The organism is Cellulomonas sp. URHE0023 (assembly GCF_000688475.1).
Taxonomy (GTDB): domain Bacteria; phylum Actinomycetota; class Actinomycetes; order Actinomycetales; family Cellulomonadaceae; genus Cellulomonas.
Genome location: NZ_JIAN01000006.1, coordinates 42,185 through 59,463 on the forward strand (window position 1 = coordinate 42,185; position 17,279 = coordinate 59,463).

The window sequence follows — 17,279 nt, forward strand, 5'->3', positions numbered from 1 at the left end:
GGGCGGCGCGGCGCCAACGACGCAGGGACCGAGCCGACGGGCCCGGTCCCTGCGACGATCACGACCCCGCTGTGTCAGCCGCGCGCGTCCTGTGCCGCTCGCTGAACCTGCTCCAGCCACGCGCGACGTGCGTCGAGCGCTGCCTGCGCGTCGGCGATCTTGCGGGCGTCCCCGACGGACTTCGCCTTCTCGAGGTCGGCCTCGAGGCCGGCGATCGCCTGCTCGAGCTGAGCAGCGGCGCCCTCGGCGCGTGCGCGCGTCTCGGGGTTGGTGCGCCGCCACTGTGCCTGGTCGCTGTCCCGGACGGCGGTCTCGACCGCCCGAAGGCGCGCCTCGATGCGCTGGACGTCACCACGAGGCACCTTGCCGGCTGCTTCCCAGCGGTCCTGGATCCGGTTCAGGCTCTGCTTAGCGGCAGCCAGGTTGGTGACCGGCAGGAGCGCCTCCGCCTCGACCAGCAGTGCCTCCTTGACCTCGAGGTTCGCTCGGAACTCCTCGTCGGTCGCGGCGGACTGCGCGTCGCGGGCGGCGAAGAACGCGTCCTGGGCGGCACGGAACCGGGCCCACAGGGCATCGTCGTCGGCGCGGCTTGCACGGCCGGCTGCCTTCCACTGGACCATCAGGTCCCGGAAGACCCCGGCGGTCGCACCCCAGTCGGTGCTGGTCTGGAGACGCTCGGCCTCGGCGACCAGGGACTCCTTGACCTGCTTCGACGAGGCGTTCCGGCTCTCGAGCTCGGCGAAGAAGTGTCGGCGTTCACGGTCGAACGTCGTCCGTGCGTGGCTGAACCGCTTCCACAAGGACTCCTCGGTGGGACGGTCGAGCCGCGGACCCGAGCGCTGCGCTTCCTTCCACTGGTCGAGCAGCGTGCGCAGCTGCTCGCCCGCCGGCCGCCACTGGATGCGCGACGGGTCTGTGCCCGCGATCTTCTCGGCCTGCTCGACGATCTCGGTCCGTGCGACGACGGCAGCCTCCCGGGCGGCGGCCCGCTCGGCCTCGGCGACTGCCCGGCGCTCGGCGGCGTGCGCCCGCAGGGCCTCGAGCCGGTTGCGCAGACCGTCGAGATCGCCGACGGCTGCCGGCTCGGCGACCTCCTCGGTCAGCTTGGCGAGCGTCTGGTCGATCTCCTTGACGGAGAGGTCGGCGGCACCGAGACGGGCCTCGAACAGGGCCACCTTGGCCTGGAGATCGAGGAACCGTCGCACGTAGAGCGCAAGCGCCTCGTCCTTGGTCGCGCCGGGGAACTGCCCGACCACCCGCTCGCCGGCCGCCTCGCGCACGGACACCGTGCCCTCCTCGTCGACGCTGCCGAACGTCGCAGCGATCGCAGCCTCGGCGGCGTCCTGCGGGGGAGCGACCGGAGCAGGGGCCGCCGTCGCGGCGGTCGGCGCCGGGTGCGCCGGTGGGTGGGGGACGGGGCGCGGGCGCGGGGTCGGCGTCGGCCGCGGTGCAGGGGCGGCAGGCACGGGCGTCTGGTCGGCGGAGACCGCACCGACGGTCACGGCGTCGTCCGCGACCGCATCGCCGGGGCCGGCATCGTCGGTGACGGCTTCACCGAGCGGAGCCTCGGATGGCGTCGGATCGTGCGGAGCCTCGGATGGCGTCTCGTCGAGCGGAGCCTCGGATGGCGTCTCGGCGACGGGGTCGTCGGCGACCGTCTCCTCGGCCGGGGCCGTCTCGTCCGGAGCCGTGTCGTCAGCGACGCCCTCCGGTTCCGTCTCGGAGTCCTCGGGAGCGTCGGACACGGCGGCAGCCTCTGCCGGCACGTCGAGCGGTTCGGACCCGGGGGTCACCACAGCGTCGTCGGGCTCGGATCCGGGCGTCGGGGTCTGAGTCACTGGATGTTCACTCCCTCGATGATGACGTCGGACACCGGGGACTCGGTCCCCTCGGTGGTGCCCGCGTCGGCGATGGCCTGCACCACGTCCAGACCGGACGTGAGGTGGCCGAACACGGTGTAGCCGCCCGCGGTGTCCGCGGGGATCGTTGAGTCCTCGTAGACGATGAAGAACTGGCTGCCCATGGAGGAGCCGTTGCCACCCTGGCGGGCCATGGCGATGGTTCCGGCGGGGTAGACGTTGTCGGCGGGTGCGTTCTCGATCGGTCCCCAGGAGTAGCCCGGACCGCCGCTGCCGGTTCCCTCGGGATCGCCGCACTGGAGCACGAAGATGCCCTCGGTGGTGAGGCGGTGGCACTTCGTCTGGTCGAAGAAACCGTCGCCCGCCAGCGTGACGAAGTTGGCGACGGCCTGCGGTGCGGCGGCACCGTCGAGCTCGATGCCGAGGTCGCCCTGCGTCAGGGTGATGCCCCCGGTCCAGGTGCGGCCCTGTGCCAGGGACGGGTCCGGCACCTCGGCGGAGTTGGTGGCCGGATCCGTTGCCGAGGGCGTGGCCGAGGCGTCCGGCGTGCTGTCGTCCTCGTTGAGGAGGACGAGCGCGCTGACCCCGATCACGAGGACGAGAGCGGCGACGATGCTGCCGGCGATCCAGCGCTGGCGGGTCCTGCGCGCCTTCGCCTGCGCCTGCCGTTGCTGCCACTTCTCGTAACGGCGGCGCTCGTACTCGCGCTCGCGCTTGATGGTCACGCCAACTCCTCGCGTCGTGGTGCGTCGACGACAGGCACCTCACCTGCCGCACTGCACGAAGCAACCCGGGACAGTCTAGGCAAGGCGGGGGCGCGTGCCGCCATCGTGGCCACCCGGTGGGCCGTGGACCGGGCTACGGTGCGTCGCATGCAGGTGATCACGGTCGTCGCCCCTGTGTTCGGCGCTCGATGCAGCGTCCTCGTCCATGACGACGGCTCGTGCGTCGTCATCGACGCGGGAGCGGGGGTGGCCGACGACGTCCTCGAGCTCGTCGCGGCGCGTCGACTGCGACCTGCGGCTGTCCTGGCCACCCACGGTCACGTCGACCACACCTGGGATGCCGCGCACCTCTCGAACGCGTTCGACGTGCCCGTCGTCCTGCACGCGGCCGACGCATACCGGCTCGCCGACCCGTTCGGCACCCTCGGTGTCCTCGGCCATGCCGTGCATGACCCGCACGGTCCGCTCGCGCAGGCTCTTGCCGCGGCGGGTGTGGACCCGTCGACCTACGTCGCGCCCAGCCGGGTGGAGACGTTCGGGGCCGCCGCCGACCGACGCAGCCCCGACGTGGCGCTCGAGCTCGGTGGGCTGCGCATCGTGGCACGGCACGCGCCCGGGCACACCGAGGGCTCGACGCTGTACCTGGTCGGGTCCGACGAGGACCGGCTCGCATTCACTGGAGACGTCCTGTTCGCTGGCACGATCGGTCGCACCGACCTCCCCGGGGGAGATCACGAGACGATGGAGCGGACGCTCCTCGAGGTCGTCGCCCACCTTCCGCCCGAGACGGTCGTCGTGCCGGGCCACGGTCCGACGAGCACGGTCGCCGCCGAGCTGGCGCACAACCCGTTCTTGAACGGCTGACACGTCTGGAAGGATCGGGCCCCATGGCGCGACCCACCCCCCTGTCCGGATTTCCTGAGTGGCTGCCCGACGGGCGCCTCGTCGAGCAGCACGTGCTCGACGTCTTTCGCCGCACCTTCGAGCTGCACGGGTTCGCCGGTATCGAGACGCGGGCCGTCGAGCCGCTCGACCAGCTGCTGCGCAAGGGGGAGACCTCCAAGGAGGTCTACGTCCTGAGCCGGCTGCAGGAGGAGGCGGACCGGACGGCGGGGCTCGGTCTGCACTTCGACCTCACGGTGCCGTTCGCGCGCTACGTGCTGGAGAACGCCGGTCATCTGGCGTTCCCGTTCCGCCGCTACCAGATCCAGAAGGTCTGGCGCGGCGAGCGTCCCCAGGACGGCCGCTTCCGAGAGTTCGTGCAGGCCGACATCGACGTCGTCGGCGCCGGTGCACTGCCGTACCACTACGAGGTGGAGCTGCCGCTCGTCATGGCTGCGGCGCTCGGGGCCCTGCAGGAGATCGGCGTGCCGCCGGTACGGATCCTGGTGAACAACCGGAAGGTCGCCGAAGGCTTCTACCGGGGCCTGGGCCTGGGTGACGTCGAGGCGGTCCTGCGCAACATCGACAAGCTCGACAAGATCGGTCCGGACAAGGTGGCGGCCCTGCTCGTCGCTGAGGCCGGTGCTGATGAGGCACAGGCGCGCGCGTGCCTGTCGCTGGCGGCGATCAGCGGGTCGGACGACAGCGTCATCGCCGCCGTACGCGCCCTCGCGAGCAGCCATGGCGTGGTCAGCGAGCTGCTCGAGGAGGGTCTGGGCGAGCTCGGTGCGCTGATCCGTGCGGCCTCGGTGCGGGCACCGGGCGTCGTCGTCGCGGACCTGAAGATCGCGCGTGGGCTCGACTACTACACAGGCTCGGTGTACGAGACGGTGCTGGTCGGCCACGAACAGCTCGGCTCGATCTGCTCGGGCGGTCGCTACGACACGCTGGCCTCGGACGGGGCGAACACCTACCCCGGCGTGGGGCTGTCGATCGGCGTCTCGCGGCTGGTCTCCCGCCTCCTCGGGGCTGGTCTGGTCCGGGCGACGCGGTCGGTGCCCAGTGCGGTGCTGGTCGCCGTCTCGTCGGAGGACGACCGGGAGCGTTCCGACGAGGTTGCGGCCCAGCTCCGCCTCCGCGGCATCCCGGTCGAGGTGGCGCCGTCGGCGGCCAAGTTCGGCAAGCAGATCCGGCACGCGGATCGGCGGGGGATCCCGTTCGTGTGGTTCGCGGGCGAGGACGGTGCGCCCGACCAGGTCAAGGACATCCGCTCCGGCGACCAGGTGGAGGCCGACGCATCCACGTGGGCACCCGACGAGGCGGACCTCTGGCCGCGCGTGGTGCCCGCGGGCTGAACGACCGATCGCGTGGCCCGTGACCTCGGGGAGCCGCGTCCCAGCGGAGTGCTACCTCTTCTTGACATGGTATAGAACACATGTTCGAATCGATGCATGCGATGGGACGGGCAGAAGCTGGCGGCGGATGACGCTGCGCTCCCGGGCCTCGCGCTGGCCGGGCTCGTGCGGAGCGTGCGGACGCCCGAGTTCGCGGGCGTCACGTTCCACGAGGTCACCTGCAAGAGCGCTCTGAACAAGGTTCCGGACGCCTCGCGGATGCCCTTCCGTTGGACGGTGAACCCGACCCGGGGGTGCCTGCACGCGTGCACGTACTGTTTCGCCCGTCCCACGCACGAGTACCTCGACCTGGGGGCGGGCCGGGACTTCGAGACCCAGATCGTCGTCAAGACCAACGTCGTCGACGTCCTGCGGGCGGAGCTCGGCCGCGCGTCCTGGAAGCGGGAGGCGGTGGCGCTCGGGACCAACACCGACCCGTACCAGCGGGTCGAGGGCCGGTACGCGTTCATGCCGGGGATCATCGACGCCCTCGTGCACTCCGGTACTCCGCTGTCGATCCTGACCAAGGGCACCCTGCTGCGTCGCGACCTGCCCCAGCTCGCCGAGGCGGCGCAGCATGTCCGGGTCGGGATCGGGATCTCGTTGGCCGTCGGTGACGAAGCGCTTCAGCAGGCGGTCGAACCGGGAACCCCGACCCCACGGGCGCGACTGGCGCTGATCCGCGCAGTCCGGGAGGCAGGGCTGCCGTGCGGCGTGATGGTCGCGCCCGTGCTGCCGTGGCTCACGGACGGACGCGCTGAGCTCGACGAGCTGTTGAGCGAGCTGGCGGAGGTGGGAGCCACGGGTGTGACGATCCTGCCCCTGCACCTGCGGGGCGCGGTCAAGCCCTTGTTCCTCGCGTGGCTGGCGCAGCACGCACCCGCCCTGGTCCGTCGCTACGAGAACCTGTACGGGCGCGGCGCGTACGTGCCTCGCGAGTACGCGCAGTGGCTCGACGATCGCGTCCGGCCGCTGCTCCTGCGGCACGGGTTCGCCGACCGCGCGGGGCACCGGACGGGCAGGCGGCCCGCCGACGCAGAGGGCTCGTACCCGACCGGCAGCATCGCTGAGGCTCCGGTCCTCGAGCCGACCGTCGCCTCGGTCCAGCCGGTTCTCTTCTGAGCCGCCGGATCCCCGAGGCGCACGCCTCGCCCCGGAGCACCGCCGCGAGGTCGTCGACGGGCCTCGGCATCGCAGGCACCAGGACCGCAGCAAGGACCGGACCCCACTAGGATCGTCCGTGCCCGCGAGGGTTCCCTGCACCCCGGAACGAAGGACGACCCGTGCTCCGCACCCACACGGCCGGCTCTCTGCGAGCCGAGCACATCGGCACCACCGTCACCCTCACGGGTTGGGTGGACCGGCGGCGTGATCACGGCGGCGTCGCGTTCGTGGACCTGCGTGACGCCTCGGGCATCTCCCAGGTGGTCATCCGCGACGAGGCCGTCGCGCACGGCCTGCGCGCAGAGTTCGTGCTGCAGGTCACCGGTGAGGTCGGTCGGCGTCCCGCCGGCAACGAGAACCCGAACCTGGCGACGGGTGAGATCGAGCTCGTCGCCGCAGACGTCGTCGTGCTCAACGAGTCCGCGGCGCTGCCCTTCCAGGTGTCGTCCTCCCTCGACGAGACTGTCGGCGAGGAGGCGCGTCTCAAGTACCGCTACCTCGACCTGCGCCGGCCGGCACCGGCCGCGGCCATGCGGCTGCGAGCCAAGGCCAACCAGGCCGCGAGGCGTGTGCTCGACGCCCAGGACTTCGTCGAGGTGGAGACGCCGACGCTGACGCGCTCGACGCCCGAGGGTGCACGAGACTTCCTGGTGCCGGCCCGCCTGAGCCCGGGGTCCTGGTACGCGCTTCCGCAGTCGCCCCAGCTGTTCAAGCAGCTCCTCATGGTCGGTGGGCTCGAGCGGTACTACCAGATCGCCCGCTGCTACCGGGACGAGGACTTCCGGGCGGACCGCCAGCCGGAGTTCACGCAGCTCGATGTCGAGATGAGCTTCGTCGAGCAGGACGACGTCATCGCGCTCGGGGAGCAGATCCTTGTTGCGCTGTGGGGCCTGATCGGCGTGACCATCCCGACGCCCATCCCGCGCATCACGTTCGCGGAGTCGATGGCCCGCTACGGCAACGACAAGCCGGACCTGCGCTTCGGGCTCGAGCTCGTGGAGCTGACCGAGTACTTCGTCGACACCCCGTTCCGGGTCTTCCAGGCGCCGTACGTCGGTGCCGTCGTCCAGCCGGGCGGTGGTGCGACGCCACGTCGTGGCTTCGACGCCTGGCAGGAGTGGGCGAAGCAGCGCGGCGCCAAGGGCCTCGCCTACGTCACCGTCGGTGAGGACGGCGAGCTCGGGGGCCCGGTCGCCAAGAACCTCTCTGACGCCGAACGTGCGGGCCTCGTCGCCGCCGTGGGCGCCAACCCCGGCGATGCCGTCTTCTTCGCCGCCGGCAAGACGAGCGAGGCGCGCGCCCTGCTCGGCGCTGCCCGCCTCGAGATCGGCCGCCGTGGTGGCCTGGTCGACGAGAACGACTGGAAGTTCGTGTGGGTGGTCGACGCACCGCTGTTCAAGCCCACGGGTGAGGACGACGACGTCGCGGTCGGTGGCGGCGCATGGACTGCGGTGCACCACGCGTTCACGTCCCCGACGCCGGAGTGGATCGACACGTTCGAGCAGGACCCGGGCGCCGCGCTGGCGTACGCCTACGACATCGTCTGCAACGGCAACGAGATCGGCGGCGGATCCATTCGTATCCACCGCCGCGATGTCCAGGAGCGCGTCTTCGACATCATGGGGATCGGTCCGGAGGAGGCGCAGGAGAAGTTCGGCTTCCTGCTCGACGCCTTCCAGTTCGGTGCCCCGCCGCACGGCGGGATCGCGTTCGGCTGGGACCGCATCCTCGCGCTGCTGACCGGGTCGGAGTCGATCCGCGACGTCATCGCGTTCCCGAAGTCGGGAGGCGGCTACGACCCGCTGACTGCTGCGCCGGGCCCGATCACGCCGGAGCAGCGCCGCGAGGCAGGCGTCGACTTCACGCCGAAGGCTCCGCCGGCGGCCTGACAACGGCCGCCTCCACGGCTGTCGGCCGGCGGTCCGCTCGCCCGCCGGCGAGCGGACCGCTGCAGTACGGGGTGACGACGCCGGAGCTCGCCGCTCGAGACGGGTCCTGCGGACTCAGTCCGGAGGAGTCACTCGGGTGAAGGCCGGGTGGGGACGTGCATCCATCGGGGGTGCGGTCTCGTCCTCGTGCGCCCAGCGCCAGATGCCGGGGAGGAACCGGAGCCAGATGAGCGGGTTCTGAGGATCCAGTACGACCCACCACTTCTCTGCGATCCAGACGAAGAGCGCGGCGGCGGCAACGAGCAGCCCGGTCCAGCCGATCCCGACGGCCACGCACAGGAGGACGGTCAGCACGAGCAGCGGCCCTACGACAGCGGCCGTCGCCAGTGCGGCCAGGAGGACGCGTCCGGACAGCTGACGCCTCCGTGGGCCGTCCGGTCCTGCTGTGCCATGCCAGGCCACGAAGCCCCCGCTGTCCGAGTGTTCGGGCACCGTAGCAACGACGAGCTGGCCGGGGCAGGGGAGTCACCCGACCGGCCCCGTCCAGGGGACGAGCCAACTGGTCAGTGGATGATGCCGAGCCGCTCGTGCAGCCGGCTCAGGAATCGCGGGGCCCACCAGTTCCGGGCGCCCAGGACGGTCATGGTCGCCGGAACCAGGAGGAGCCGGACGATGGTGGCGTCGATCAGCACCGCGAACGCGAGCGAGAAGCCGACCTCCTTGATCACGAGGAGCTTGCCCGCGACGAACCCGGCGAAGACGACGATGACGATCAGGGCCGCCGAGGTGATGATCCGACCAGAGCGCTGCATGCCGAGCCGGACGGCGTCGTCGTTGGGGACTCCTGCGTCCACCAGCTCCTTGATCCGGGACAGCAGGAACACCTCGTAGTCCATGGCCAGGCCGAAGCCGAACGCGATCACGAGGACCACGACGTACGTCTCGATGCCGCCTGTCGGCGTGAAGTCCAGCAAGCCGGTCAGGTGGCCGTCCTGGAACACCCACACCATCACGCCCAGCGACGCCGCCAGCGACAGCGCGCTCGTGACCAGCGCCTTGACCGGGACGACGACCGAGCCGGTCATGAGGAACAGCAGGACGAAGGTGGCCAGCGCGACGATCGCGACCGCGAACGGGGCACGCGCGACGACTGCGTCCGTGAAGTCGATCTGGGCGGCCGCCTGGCCCACGACCCAGGTGGGGAAGGGGGCGTCGAGGTCACGGATCTCCTGGACGACCTGCCGTGACGTCGCGTCACCGGGGTCGTCGCTCGCCGGGCGCACGCCGATCGTGACGTACGAGCCGACCGGAGTCGGGGCGTCCACGGAGTCGACGCCGTCCAGTTCCTCGAGAGTCGCGGCCCACGCGGTGGCCTCCTCGAGCGAGCTCTGGGCGACGACCGTGACGGCCGGCGTCGAGGCAGCCGTGTAGTCGCTGGCCAGCAGCTCCACGAACTCGCGCTGCGTGCTCCCGGCGGGCAAGAGCTCGGTCGTCGAGTTGCGCAGCTCGAGGTGCGCCAGCGGCACGGCCAGGACACCGAGGAGCACGAGCGTCCCGCCGAGCACCCACCAGGGCCGTCGCTGCACTCGCCCGGTCAGCCGCGAGAAGACCCCTTCCTCGGTCTGGACGTCCGCCGTGCGCGCCAGCACAGTCCGCAGGCCGGGCACCCGGTCGAGGATGCTCGGACGGATCAGCCGCCGGCCCGCGAGGGCCAGGAGGGCCGGCATGAGCGTGAGGGCAGAGAGGACCGCCACGACGATGACGGCGACACCGGCCAGGCCGAAGGCGCGCAGGATCGGTGGCTCGAAGACCAGGAGCCCGGCGATCGAGATGGCCACGGTCAGCGCGGAGAAGGTGACGGTGCGCCCGGCGGTCGCCATCGTGTGCTCGATCGCGGTCAGCACCGCTCCGTCGCCGCGACGCCGTCGGCTGGAGCGTCCGTCGTCCTCGTCGACGAGCTTGTGGAGCTCCTCGCGGAACCGGGACACCATGAGCAGGCCGTAGTCGATCGAGAGGCCCAGCCCCAGCACGGTGACGATGTTGACGACAGACGAGTCGAGGTCGATCCAGTAGGAGAAGCCGAGCAGTGACGCGAGCCCGCCGGCGATCGACGCGATGGCACCGGCCATCGGCATCGACGCGGCAAGGAAGCCACCGAAGACGAACACCATGATGATGAGTGCGATAGGCAGCGCGATGGCCTCGCCGGTGCGCAGGTCGGTCTCCACCTGCTCTGTGATCGCGTCGATGATCAGTGCTGTGCCCCCGACGAGGCCCGTCACGCCCGGCGCTGCGTCCTGCAGGTCCTCGGGCACCTGGTTCAGTCGGGTGTGCACCGCGGTCAGCGCGTCGGCCTGCTCCGCGTCGGTCAGGTCAGGATCCAGCTCGACGACGACCAGGAACCCGTCGCCATCGTTGGCCACGAGCGGGGCGGCGGCGGGGTTCGTCGCACCTCCGGGCAGTCCGAGCGGGTCGATCACCGCGACGACGCCGTCGATCGCGGCAAGCTCGGCGCGCACAGGCTCCATCGCGGTGGCCACGTCCGCGTCGGCCGGGTCGACACCCTGCAGCGCCAGGGTCAGTGACGCGCCGCTCTCGTCGGCGTCGTCGAGGATGGCGCGGCCCTGCGCGCTCTGCGAGCCCGGCACCTCGGGAGCACCGGTGGTGAGCCGGTCGAACAGGTTCTCTCCGTGCACGCCGACGACGGCAAAGCCGTAGCCGAGCACGACGAGCACGAGCCACACGGAGACCGTGAGGCGCGGGCGGTGGGCGACGATACGACCGATTTGGACGAACACGTCCGCCATCGTCGCAGGTGGACGCGACAACCCGCACGACGTGGTCGTGCCCGCGTGCCGCGTCCGTCGGTGGGCATGCGTACCCTGCCCGGATGGACCTGTTCGATGCGGTGACGTCGACGACTGCGGGACTCCCGTCGGTCGGCGACGGCGCGCCGCTCGCGGTGCGCATGCGGCCGCGCTCCCTCGAGGAGGTCGCGGGGCAGGAGCACCTGCTCGTCGGGGGCTCGCCGCTGCGCAGGCTCGTGGAGCCGTCGAACGACGCGGCCCGCCGGGCGGCGCCGACCTCGGTGGTCCTGTGGGGACCGCCGGGAACCGGGAAGACGACGCTCGCGTACCTGATCGCGGCGACCTCGGGCCGACGGTTCGTCGAGCTGTCCGCGGTGACGGCGGGCGTCAAGGACGTCCGGGCAGTGATCGAGGACGCACGACGACGCCTGGCCACGGGTGGGACCGAGACCGTCCTGTTCATCGACGAGGTCCACCGGTTCACCAAGGCGCAGCAGGACGCCCTGCTGCCGAGCGTCGAGAACCGCTGGGTGACGCTGGTGGCCGCGACGACGGAGAACCCGTCGTTCTCCGTCAACTCGCCTCTGCTGTCTCGTTCGTTGCTCCTGACGCTCCAGCCGCTCGGCACCGACGACGTCCGACGGCTCGTGCGCCGTGCCGTCGCGGACGAGCGCGGTCTGGCGGGTGCGGTCGCGCTCGACCCCGACGCCGAGGACCACCTGCTCCGCCTGTCGGGCGGCGATGCCCGCAAGGCGCTGACCATCCTCGAGGCGGCGGCCGGTGCGGCGCTCTCCGAGGACGACGCGGTCGAGCCGGTGCTCGTCGACCTCGCGACCATGGAGCGCGCGATCGACGTGGCCGCTGTGCGCTACGACCGTGACGGCGACCAGCACTACGACGTGATCAGCGCGTTCATCAAGTCGATGCGCGGCTCCGACGTCGACGCGTCCTTGCACTACCTGGCCCGGATGATCGCCGCGGGGGAGGACCCCCGGTTCATCGCGCGGCGCATCGTGATCGCGGCCGCCGAGGACGTCGGGATGGCCGACCCGAGCGCGCTCCAGACGGCGGTCGCGGCCGCGCAGGCCGTCGCCCTGATCGGCATGCCGGAGGCTCGGATCATCCTTGCGGAGGCCGTGGTGCACCTGGCCACGGCACCGAAGTCCAACGCGGCGTACGTGGGGATCGACCGGGCGCTGGCCGACGTGCGGGCGGGCCGGATCGGCTCGGTACCGGCACATCTGCGCGACGCGCACTACCCGGGTGCCCGGGACCTCGGGCACGGGACGGCATATGTGTACGCGCACGACGAACCGCACGGCGTGGCTGCGCAGCAGTACCTGCCCGACGAGCTGACCGGTACCCGCTACTACCAGCCGACCGATCGCGGCTACGAGAGGTCGGTCACCGAACGCCTTGACCGGATCCGCGCGATCCTCGACGACCAGGGCCGTCCGTAGGCCCGTGCGGGGCGCGGAGGACAGGCCGTTGCGGCGGAATTGGGGGATCGAGTCCGCCGCAGGGTAGAGTGGTGCGGTCGTCCGAGGAGTGGGTGTGCAGCTGTGGCTGCTCATCTGCCGTCCGGACGGCCACCTGGGGCCCTAGCCGCGCTGCTCGCACCATCTGCAGCGCATCCATGGTCGGTCCCACGCCCGCCGGAACATCTCCGCATCCGGGTGTGACGTCTACAACGACAGGAAGTATCTCTGTGAGCAGTGTGACCCGTTCGCGCCGCCAGGTTCGCCTGAGCCGCGCACTCGGCCTGGCCCTGACGCCCAAGGCCGTCAAGCACTTCGAGAAGCGCCCCTACCCGCCCGGTGAGCACGGCCGCGCCCGTCGTCGCACCGAGTCGGACTACGCGGTCCGTCTGCGCGAGAAGCAGCGTCTGCGTGCGCAGTACGCGCTCCGCGAGAAGCAGATGGCCCGTGCGTACGAGGACGCCCGCAAGGCCCCGGGCCTGACCGGTGAGGCGCTCGTCGAGAACCTCGAGACCCGCCTGGACGCACTCGTCCTGCGCTCGGGCTTCGCCCGCACGATCCTCCAGGCCCGCCAGGTCGTCGTGCACCGCCACATCCTGGTCGACGGCAAGATCGTGGACCGCCCCTCCTTCCGCGTGAAGCCGGGTCAGACGCTGCAGGTCAAGCCGAAGAGCCAGGCCACCGTGCCGTTCCAGGTCGCGGCCGCCGGTGCGCACCGCGACGTCCTGCCGGCCGTCCCGGGCTACATCGACGTGCAGCTGGAGAAGCTCAGCTCGGTGCTGGTTCGCCACCCGAAGCGCGCCGAGGTCCCCGTGACCTGCGAGGTCCAGCTGGTCGTCGAGTACTACGCCCGCTGACCCACCGCTCCAACACGAACGCCCCGCTGCGCCTGCGCGCACGCGGGGCGTTCGTGCGCGGGTAGGGTTTCCGCGGGGTCGACGGGTCCCAGAACCGGGAGGCAGGACATGTCGGGTGGGGACATCGCGGGAGTGCTCGCAGCAGCAGCGTTCCTGGTGCTCGTGGGCTTCCTCGGGGTGCCGTTGATCAAGCTCGGGCGGACGTTCGATGCGGCGACGGCGTCGGTCAAGGAGATCACCGACCACACGATCCCCGTCCTCGACGAGACGGCCACGCTGGTGGCGTCCTCCAACACCCAGCTGGAGAACATCGACACCGTGACCACGGCGGCCGCCCAGGTCTCCGAGAACGTGTCGGCGCTGACCGCGCTGTTCGCCGCGACCGTGGGATCGCCGATGATCAAGGTCGCGGCGTTCTCGTACGGTGTCCGTCGGGCCCTGAGCGGCCTCGGCGCGAGCGCGCGCAAGAGCCGCTGATGCGACGCCTGGTCTGGATCGGCGTCGGCGTCGTCGCCACGGTCGTCGTCATCCGCAAGGGGCGCGCAGTCCTCGACGCCTACGTGCCCGCCGGAGCGACCGACGCCGTGAGCAGCGCCGCCCGGTTCGGGTCCGCGCTGCGGACCGCACGCAGCGAGTTCGCCGCCGGGATGTCTGAGCGGGAGCAGCAGCTGCGGCACGACCTCGTCGGCGACGTCGACCTCGACACGCTTCGCGCCGAGCGACCCGAGCGTGTCGCGGACCTGAAGCGCACGTGGTCGTCGCAGAAGCCCCCGCGTGACCCGGCCGACTACGGCCCGACGGAAGACCCGGACGACGACGACGGTTACACCTTCTTCTGACCCGCGCGGGACACTGGGCTGGAACGTGCCCGGCGCGACCCGTCGGGATCGACCCGAACCACCACCGAGAGATGGACCACGATGCGCACCGCCGAGATCCGCCAGCGTTGGCTCGACTACTTCGAGGGCCGCGGCCACACGGTCGTGCCGTCGGCCCCGCTGATCTCGCCGGACCCCTCGACCCTGTTCGTGATCGCCGGGATGGTGCCGTTCATCCCGTACATGCTCGGTGAGCAGACCGCGCCGTGGCCCCGCGCGACGAGCGTGCAGAAGTGCGTGCGCACCCTCGACATCGAGGAGGTCGGCAAGACCACGCGGCACGGCACGTTCTTCCAGATGAACGGCAACTTCTCGTTCGGCGACTACTTCAAGGAAGGCGCGATCACCTACGCCTGGGAGCTGGTCACGGGCTCGCCCGAGAACGGCGGCTACGGCTTCGACCCGGACTCGATCTGGGTGACGGTCTTCCACGACGACGACGAGGCGGCGTCGCTCTGGAAGCAGATCGCAGGGCTGCCCGACGAGCGGATCCAGCGACGTGGCTGGAAGGACAACTACTGGTCGACGGGTGCGCGCGGCCCGGCGGGTCCTTGCTCGGAGATCTACGTCGACCGAGGCCCGGAGTTCGGGGCGGAGGGCGGCCCGGTCGTCGACGAGGACCGCTACCTCGAGATCTGGAACCTCGTGTTCATGCAGTACGAGCGCGGTGACGGGGGCGGCAAGGAGGACTTCCCCATCCTCGGCGAGCTGAAGCAGAAGAACATCGACACCGGCATGGGCCTCGAGCGCGTCGCCTACCTCCTGCAGGGCGTCGACAACATGTACGAGATCGACGAGGTGTTCCCGGTCATCAAGGGTGCCCAGGAGCTCTCCGGCAAGCGGTACGGGGCGGTGCACGAGGACGACGTCCGGATGCGCGTCGTCGCCGACCACGTCCGCAGCGGACTCATGCTCATGGGCGACGGCGTCACGCCGTCGAACGAGGGCCGCGGGTACGTCCTGCGACGGCTGCTGCGTCGCTCGATCCGTGCCATGCGGCTGCTGGGCGTCGAGGACCTCGCGCTGCCGACGCTGCTGCCGCTGAGCCGTGACGCGATGAGCCCGTCGTACCCCGAGCTGGCCACGAACTTCGACCGCATCAGCCAGGTGGCGTACGCGGAGGAGGAGACGTTCCGGCGAACGCTCGCGGCGGGGACGACGATCCTCGACACGGCTGTGCAGAGCGTCAAGAAGAACGCGCTCCCCGCACTGTCCGGCCCGCAGGCGTTCCAGCTGCACGACACGTACGGCTTCCCGATCGACCTGACGCTGGAGATGGCCGCCGAGCAGGGCGTGGCCGTCGACGAGACCGCGTTCCGTTCCCTCATGAACGAGCAGCGCGACCGGGCACGCGCGGACGCGCTCGCCAAGCGTGCGGGTCGGGCGGACACCGCCGCCTACCAGGAGCTGCACGGCACGCTGAGCAGCGAGAACGCCAAGCCGGTGCGCTTCATCGGGTACACGGACTCGACCGCACGGTCCCGCGTCGTGGGCCTCCTGGTCGACGGCGTTCCCGCACCCGCAGCGACCGCTCCGGCGGACGTCGAGGTCGTCCTGGACGTCACACCGTTCTACGCGGAGTCGGGCGGTCAGCTGGCGGACACGGGCGTCATCGTCCTCGACAGCGGTGCGCGTATCGAGGTGGACGACGTGCAGGCTCCGGTCAAGGGTCTCTCGGTGCACCACGGTCGGCTGGTCGACGGCACCGTGACGTTCGGTGACCCGGGGACCGCGACCATCGACCTGGACCGTCGGCGTGCCATCTCGCGTGCGCACTCGGCGACGCACATGGTGCACAAGGCCTTGCGCGAGTCCCTCGGCGACACCGCGACGCAGGCCGGCTCTGAGAACGCACCCAGCCGCATCCGGTTCGACTTCCGGTCCGGGTCCGCGGTTCCCGCGGGCGCACTCGCGGAGATCGAGGAGCGCGTGAACACGCGCCTGCAGGACGACCTCGACGTGACCGAGCAGACGATGCCGATCGCGGAGGCACGCGCGCTCGGTGCGATGGCCCTGTTCGGCGAGAAGTACGGCAACGAGGTCCGCGTGGTGTCGATCGGCGGTGACTGGTCGCGAGAGCTGTGCGCGGGTACGCACGTCAAGCGGTCCGGCGAGCTCGGTCTGGTCACGTTGCTCGGCGAGGCCTCGATCGGGTCGGGCGTCCGGCGCGTCGACGCGCTCGTGGGGGAGGGCGCGTACGGCTACCAGGCCAAGGAGCGGGCGCTCGTCGGCCAGCTGTCCGGGCTGCTCGGTGCTCGCCCGGACGACCTGACGGACAGGGTGTCGTCTCTGCTCACCAAGCTCAAGGAGTCGGAGAAGGAGCTGTCAGCGCTCCGACAGGCCGCCCTGCTGGCAGAGGCCGGCGCCCTGGCGTCCGGGGCGCAGACCGTGGGGGAGACCCGCGTCGTCACGCACGACGCCGGCGAGGTGGCGTCGAGCGACGACCTGCGCACCCTGGTCCTGGACGTGCGCTCTCGGCTCGGTGAGTCCAGCGCATCGGTCGTCGCGGTCGGCGGGACCAGCAAGGGGCGACCCGTCGTGGTCGTCGCGACCAACGCCGCAGCGCGCGAGCGCGGCGTCCGTGCGGGTGCGCTCGTGCGTGCCGCGTCGACGATCCTCGGCGGCGGCGGCGGCGGCAAGGACGACCTGGCGCAGGGTGGCGGTACGGACGCCGGCAAGCTCGCCGACGCGCTCGCTGAGATCGCCGCGGGCGCCGGCGCAGCGCAGGGCTGACGTGTCAGGTCGTCGCGACACGCCCGACCCCGTCGTCCGCGGGGTTCGGCTCGCGGTCGACGTCGGATCCGTCCGCGTCGGCGTCGCCGCGAGCGACCCTGACGGTCTGATCGCCACGCCGGTAGCCACCCTCGCCCGGGACAACAGCGGCAAAGGCCGCGCACCCTCGGACATCGCGGCGCTGGTGGCAGAGGTGGGCGAGCGACGTGTGGGTGTTGTGTACGTCGGCCTCCCGCGACACATGTCCGGGTCGGAAGGTGCCGCATCGCAGGCCGCGCGCGCGTACGCTGTCCAACTGGCGCAGGCCATCTCACCGGTTCCGGTGCGGATGGTCGACGAGCGGATGAGCACGGTGTCCGCGCATCAGGCGCTACATGCGTCCGGCCGATCCGGACGCAGCCACCGGCAGGTTGTCGACCAGGCGGCCGCGGTGGTGATCTTGCAGTCCGCGTTGGACACGGAGAGTGCAACGGGGCGACGTCCCGGAGAACGGGTCGTCGTCGATCCAGTTCAGCACCCTCCGGTGGCGCGCGGGGGGGCTGCGGGCGACGCACAGACGACGGTGGAGTGACGCGCACGTGAGCAATCAGACCGAGTGGTGGGCCCCAGTGGA

The 17,279-nt window shown here is 71.2% G+C and carries 14 protein-coding genes; 10 read left to right on the forward strand and 4 right to left on the reverse strand.

Annotated features, from left to right (window positions below; genetic code table 11):
* Positions 1–74: 74 nt before the first annotated feature.
* Together N553_RS0109415 and N553_RS0109420 are read right to left on the reverse strand one after the other, a co-directional pair.
* The gene (locus N553_RS0109415) at positions 75–1,838 is read right to left on the reverse strand and encodes a DUF349 domain-containing protein (protein ID WP_028046302.1); all 1,764 of its coding nucleotides are present in this window, start codon (positions 1,836–1,838) and stop codon (positions 75–77) included.
* Positions 1,835–2,584, reverse strand: a complete 750-nt coding sequence (locus N553_RS0109420) for a peptidylprolyl isomerase (protein ID WP_028046303.1) — start codon at positions 2,582–2,584, stop codon at positions 1,835–1,837. The genes N553_RS0109415 and N553_RS0109420 overlap by 4 nt, the downstream gene beginning before the upstream one ends.
* A 147-nt stretch (positions 2,585–2,731) precedes the next feature.
* Between N553_RS0109420 and N553_RS0109425 the strand changes: the two genes are divergently transcribed.
* The 4 genes from N553_RS0109425 (at position 2,732) to aspS (ending at position 7,913) form a co-directional block, all read left to right on the forward strand.
* Positions 2,732–3,448 (forward strand): MBL fold metallo-hydrolase, encoded by a 717-nt coding sequence (locus N553_RS0109425; protein WP_028046304.1) that lies wholly within the window; start codon positions 2,732–2,734, stop codon positions 3,446–3,448.
* A gap of 23 nt (positions 3,449–3,471) precedes the next feature.
* Positions 3,472–4,821 carry a histidine--tRNA ligase gene (gene hisS / locus N553_RS0109430; protein WP_028046305.1) on the forward strand — a complete coding sequence of 450 codons (1,350 nt, stop codon included), beginning with the start codon at positions 3,472–3,474 and terminating at the stop codon, positions 4,819–4,821.
* A 96-nt stretch (positions 4,822–4,917) separates the two neighbouring features.
* The gene (locus N553_RS0109435) at positions 4,918–5,982 is read left to right on the forward strand and encodes an Rv2578c family radical SAM protein (RefSeq protein WP_028046306.1); all 1,065 of its coding nucleotides are present in this window, start codon (positions 4,918–4,920) and stop codon (positions 5,980–5,982) included.
* A 161-nt stretch (positions 5,983–6,143) separates the two neighbouring features.
* Positions 6,144–7,913, forward strand: coding sequence for an aspartate--tRNA ligase (gene aspS / locus N553_RS0109440; RefSeq protein WP_028046307.1), 1,770 nt, complete (start codon positions 6,144–6,146; stop codon positions 7,911–7,913).
* Between the two features lie 114 nt (positions 7,914–8,027).
* On the opposite strand, the gene N553_RS0109445 is transcribed toward aspS, so the two are convergent.
* Positions 8,028–8,405, reverse strand: a complete 378-nt coding sequence (locus tag N553_RS0109445) for a hypothetical protein (protein ID WP_028046308.1) — start codon at positions 8,403–8,405, stop codon at positions 8,028–8,030.
* Between the two features lie 71 nt (positions 8,406–8,476).
* Positions 8,477–10,720, reverse strand: a complete 2,244-nt coding sequence (locus tag N553_RS0109450; protein ID WP_028046309.1) for an MMPL family transporter — start codon at positions 10,718–10,720, stop codon at positions 8,477–8,479.
* A gap of 83 nt (positions 10,721–10,803) precedes the next feature.
* Between N553_RS0109450 and N553_RS0109455 the strand changes: the two genes are divergently transcribed.
* The 6 genes from N553_RS0109455 (at position 10,804) to ruvX (ending at position 17,237) form a co-directional block, all read left to right on the forward strand.
* Positions 10,804–12,180 (forward strand): replication-associated recombination protein A, encoded by a 1,377-nt coding sequence (locus N553_RS0109455; protein WP_028046310.1) that lies wholly within the window; start codon positions 10,804–10,806, stop codon positions 12,178–12,180.
* Positions 12,181–12,428: 248 nt separating this feature from the next.
* Positions 12,429–13,055, forward strand: coding sequence for a 30S ribosomal protein S4 (gene rpsD / locus N553_RS0109460; RefSeq protein ID WP_028046311.1), 627 nt, complete (start codon positions 12,429–12,431; stop codon positions 13,053–13,055).
* 108 nt (positions 13,056–13,163) lie between these two features.
* Entirely contained in the window at positions 13,164–13,532 is a 369-nt protein-coding gene (locus N553_RS0109465; RefSeq protein ID WP_028046312.1) for a DUF948 domain-containing protein, read from the forward strand.
* Complete coding sequence (locus tag N553_RS22040) at positions 13,532–13,894, forward strand: hypothetical protein (RefSeq protein ID WP_034621679.1); 363 nt, start codon at positions 13,532–13,534, stop codon at positions 13,892–13,894. Before N553_RS0109465 ends, N553_RS22040 begins: the two co-directional genes overlap by 1 nt.
* A gap of 81 nt (positions 13,895–13,975) precedes the next feature.
* Positions 13,976–16,666, forward strand: a complete 2,691-nt coding sequence (gene alaS, locus N553_RS0109475; protein ID WP_028046313.1) for an alanine--tRNA ligase — start codon at positions 13,976–13,978, stop codon at positions 16,664–16,666.
* A gap of 1 nt (position 16,667) precedes the next feature.
* Positions 16,668–17,237: a Holliday junction resolvase RuvX gene (gene ruvX / locus N553_RS22045; protein ID WP_034621682.1), complete on the forward strand. Its 570-nt coding sequence runs from the start codon at positions 16,668–16,670 to the stop codon at positions 17,235–17,237.
* Positions 17,238–17,279: the final 42 nt, after the last annotated feature.

What these genes read in the sequence shown, in the direction of transcription:
- alaS (WP_028046313.1), top strand. Translation starts at nt 13,976, where the DNA reads ATGCGCACCGCCGAGATCCGCCAGCGTTGGCTCGACTACTTCGAGGGC.
- N553_RS0109425 (WP_028046304.1), top strand. Translation starts at nt 2,732, where the DNA reads ATGCAGGTGATCACGGTCGTCGCCCCTGTGTTCGGCGCTCGATGCAGC.
- N553_RS0109450 (WP_028046309.1), bottom strand. Translation starts at nt 10,720, where the DNA reads ATGGCGGACGTGTTCGTCCAAATCGGTCGTATCGTCGCCCACCGCCCG.
- N553_RS0109435 (WP_028046306.1), top strand. Translation starts at nt 4,918, where the DNA reads ATGCGATGGGACGGGCAGAAGCTGGCGGCGGATGACGCTGCGCTCCCG.
- hisS (WP_028046305.1), top strand. Translation starts at nt 3,472, where the DNA reads ATGGCGCGACCCACCCCCCTGTCCGGATTTCCTGAGTGGCTGCCCGAC.
- N553_RS0109455 (WP_028046310.1), top strand. Translation starts at nt 10,804, where the DNA reads ATGGACCTGTTCGATGCGGTGACGTCGACGACTGCGGGACTCCCGTCG.
- N553_RS22040 (WP_034621679.1), top strand. Translation starts at nt 13,532, where the DNA reads ATGCGACGCCTGGTCTGGATCGGCGTCGGCGTCGTCGCCACGGTCGTC.
- N553_RS0109465 (WP_028046312.1), top strand. Translation starts at nt 13,164, where the DNA reads ATGTCGGGTGGGGACATCGCGGGAGTGCTCGCAGCAGCAGCGTTCCTG.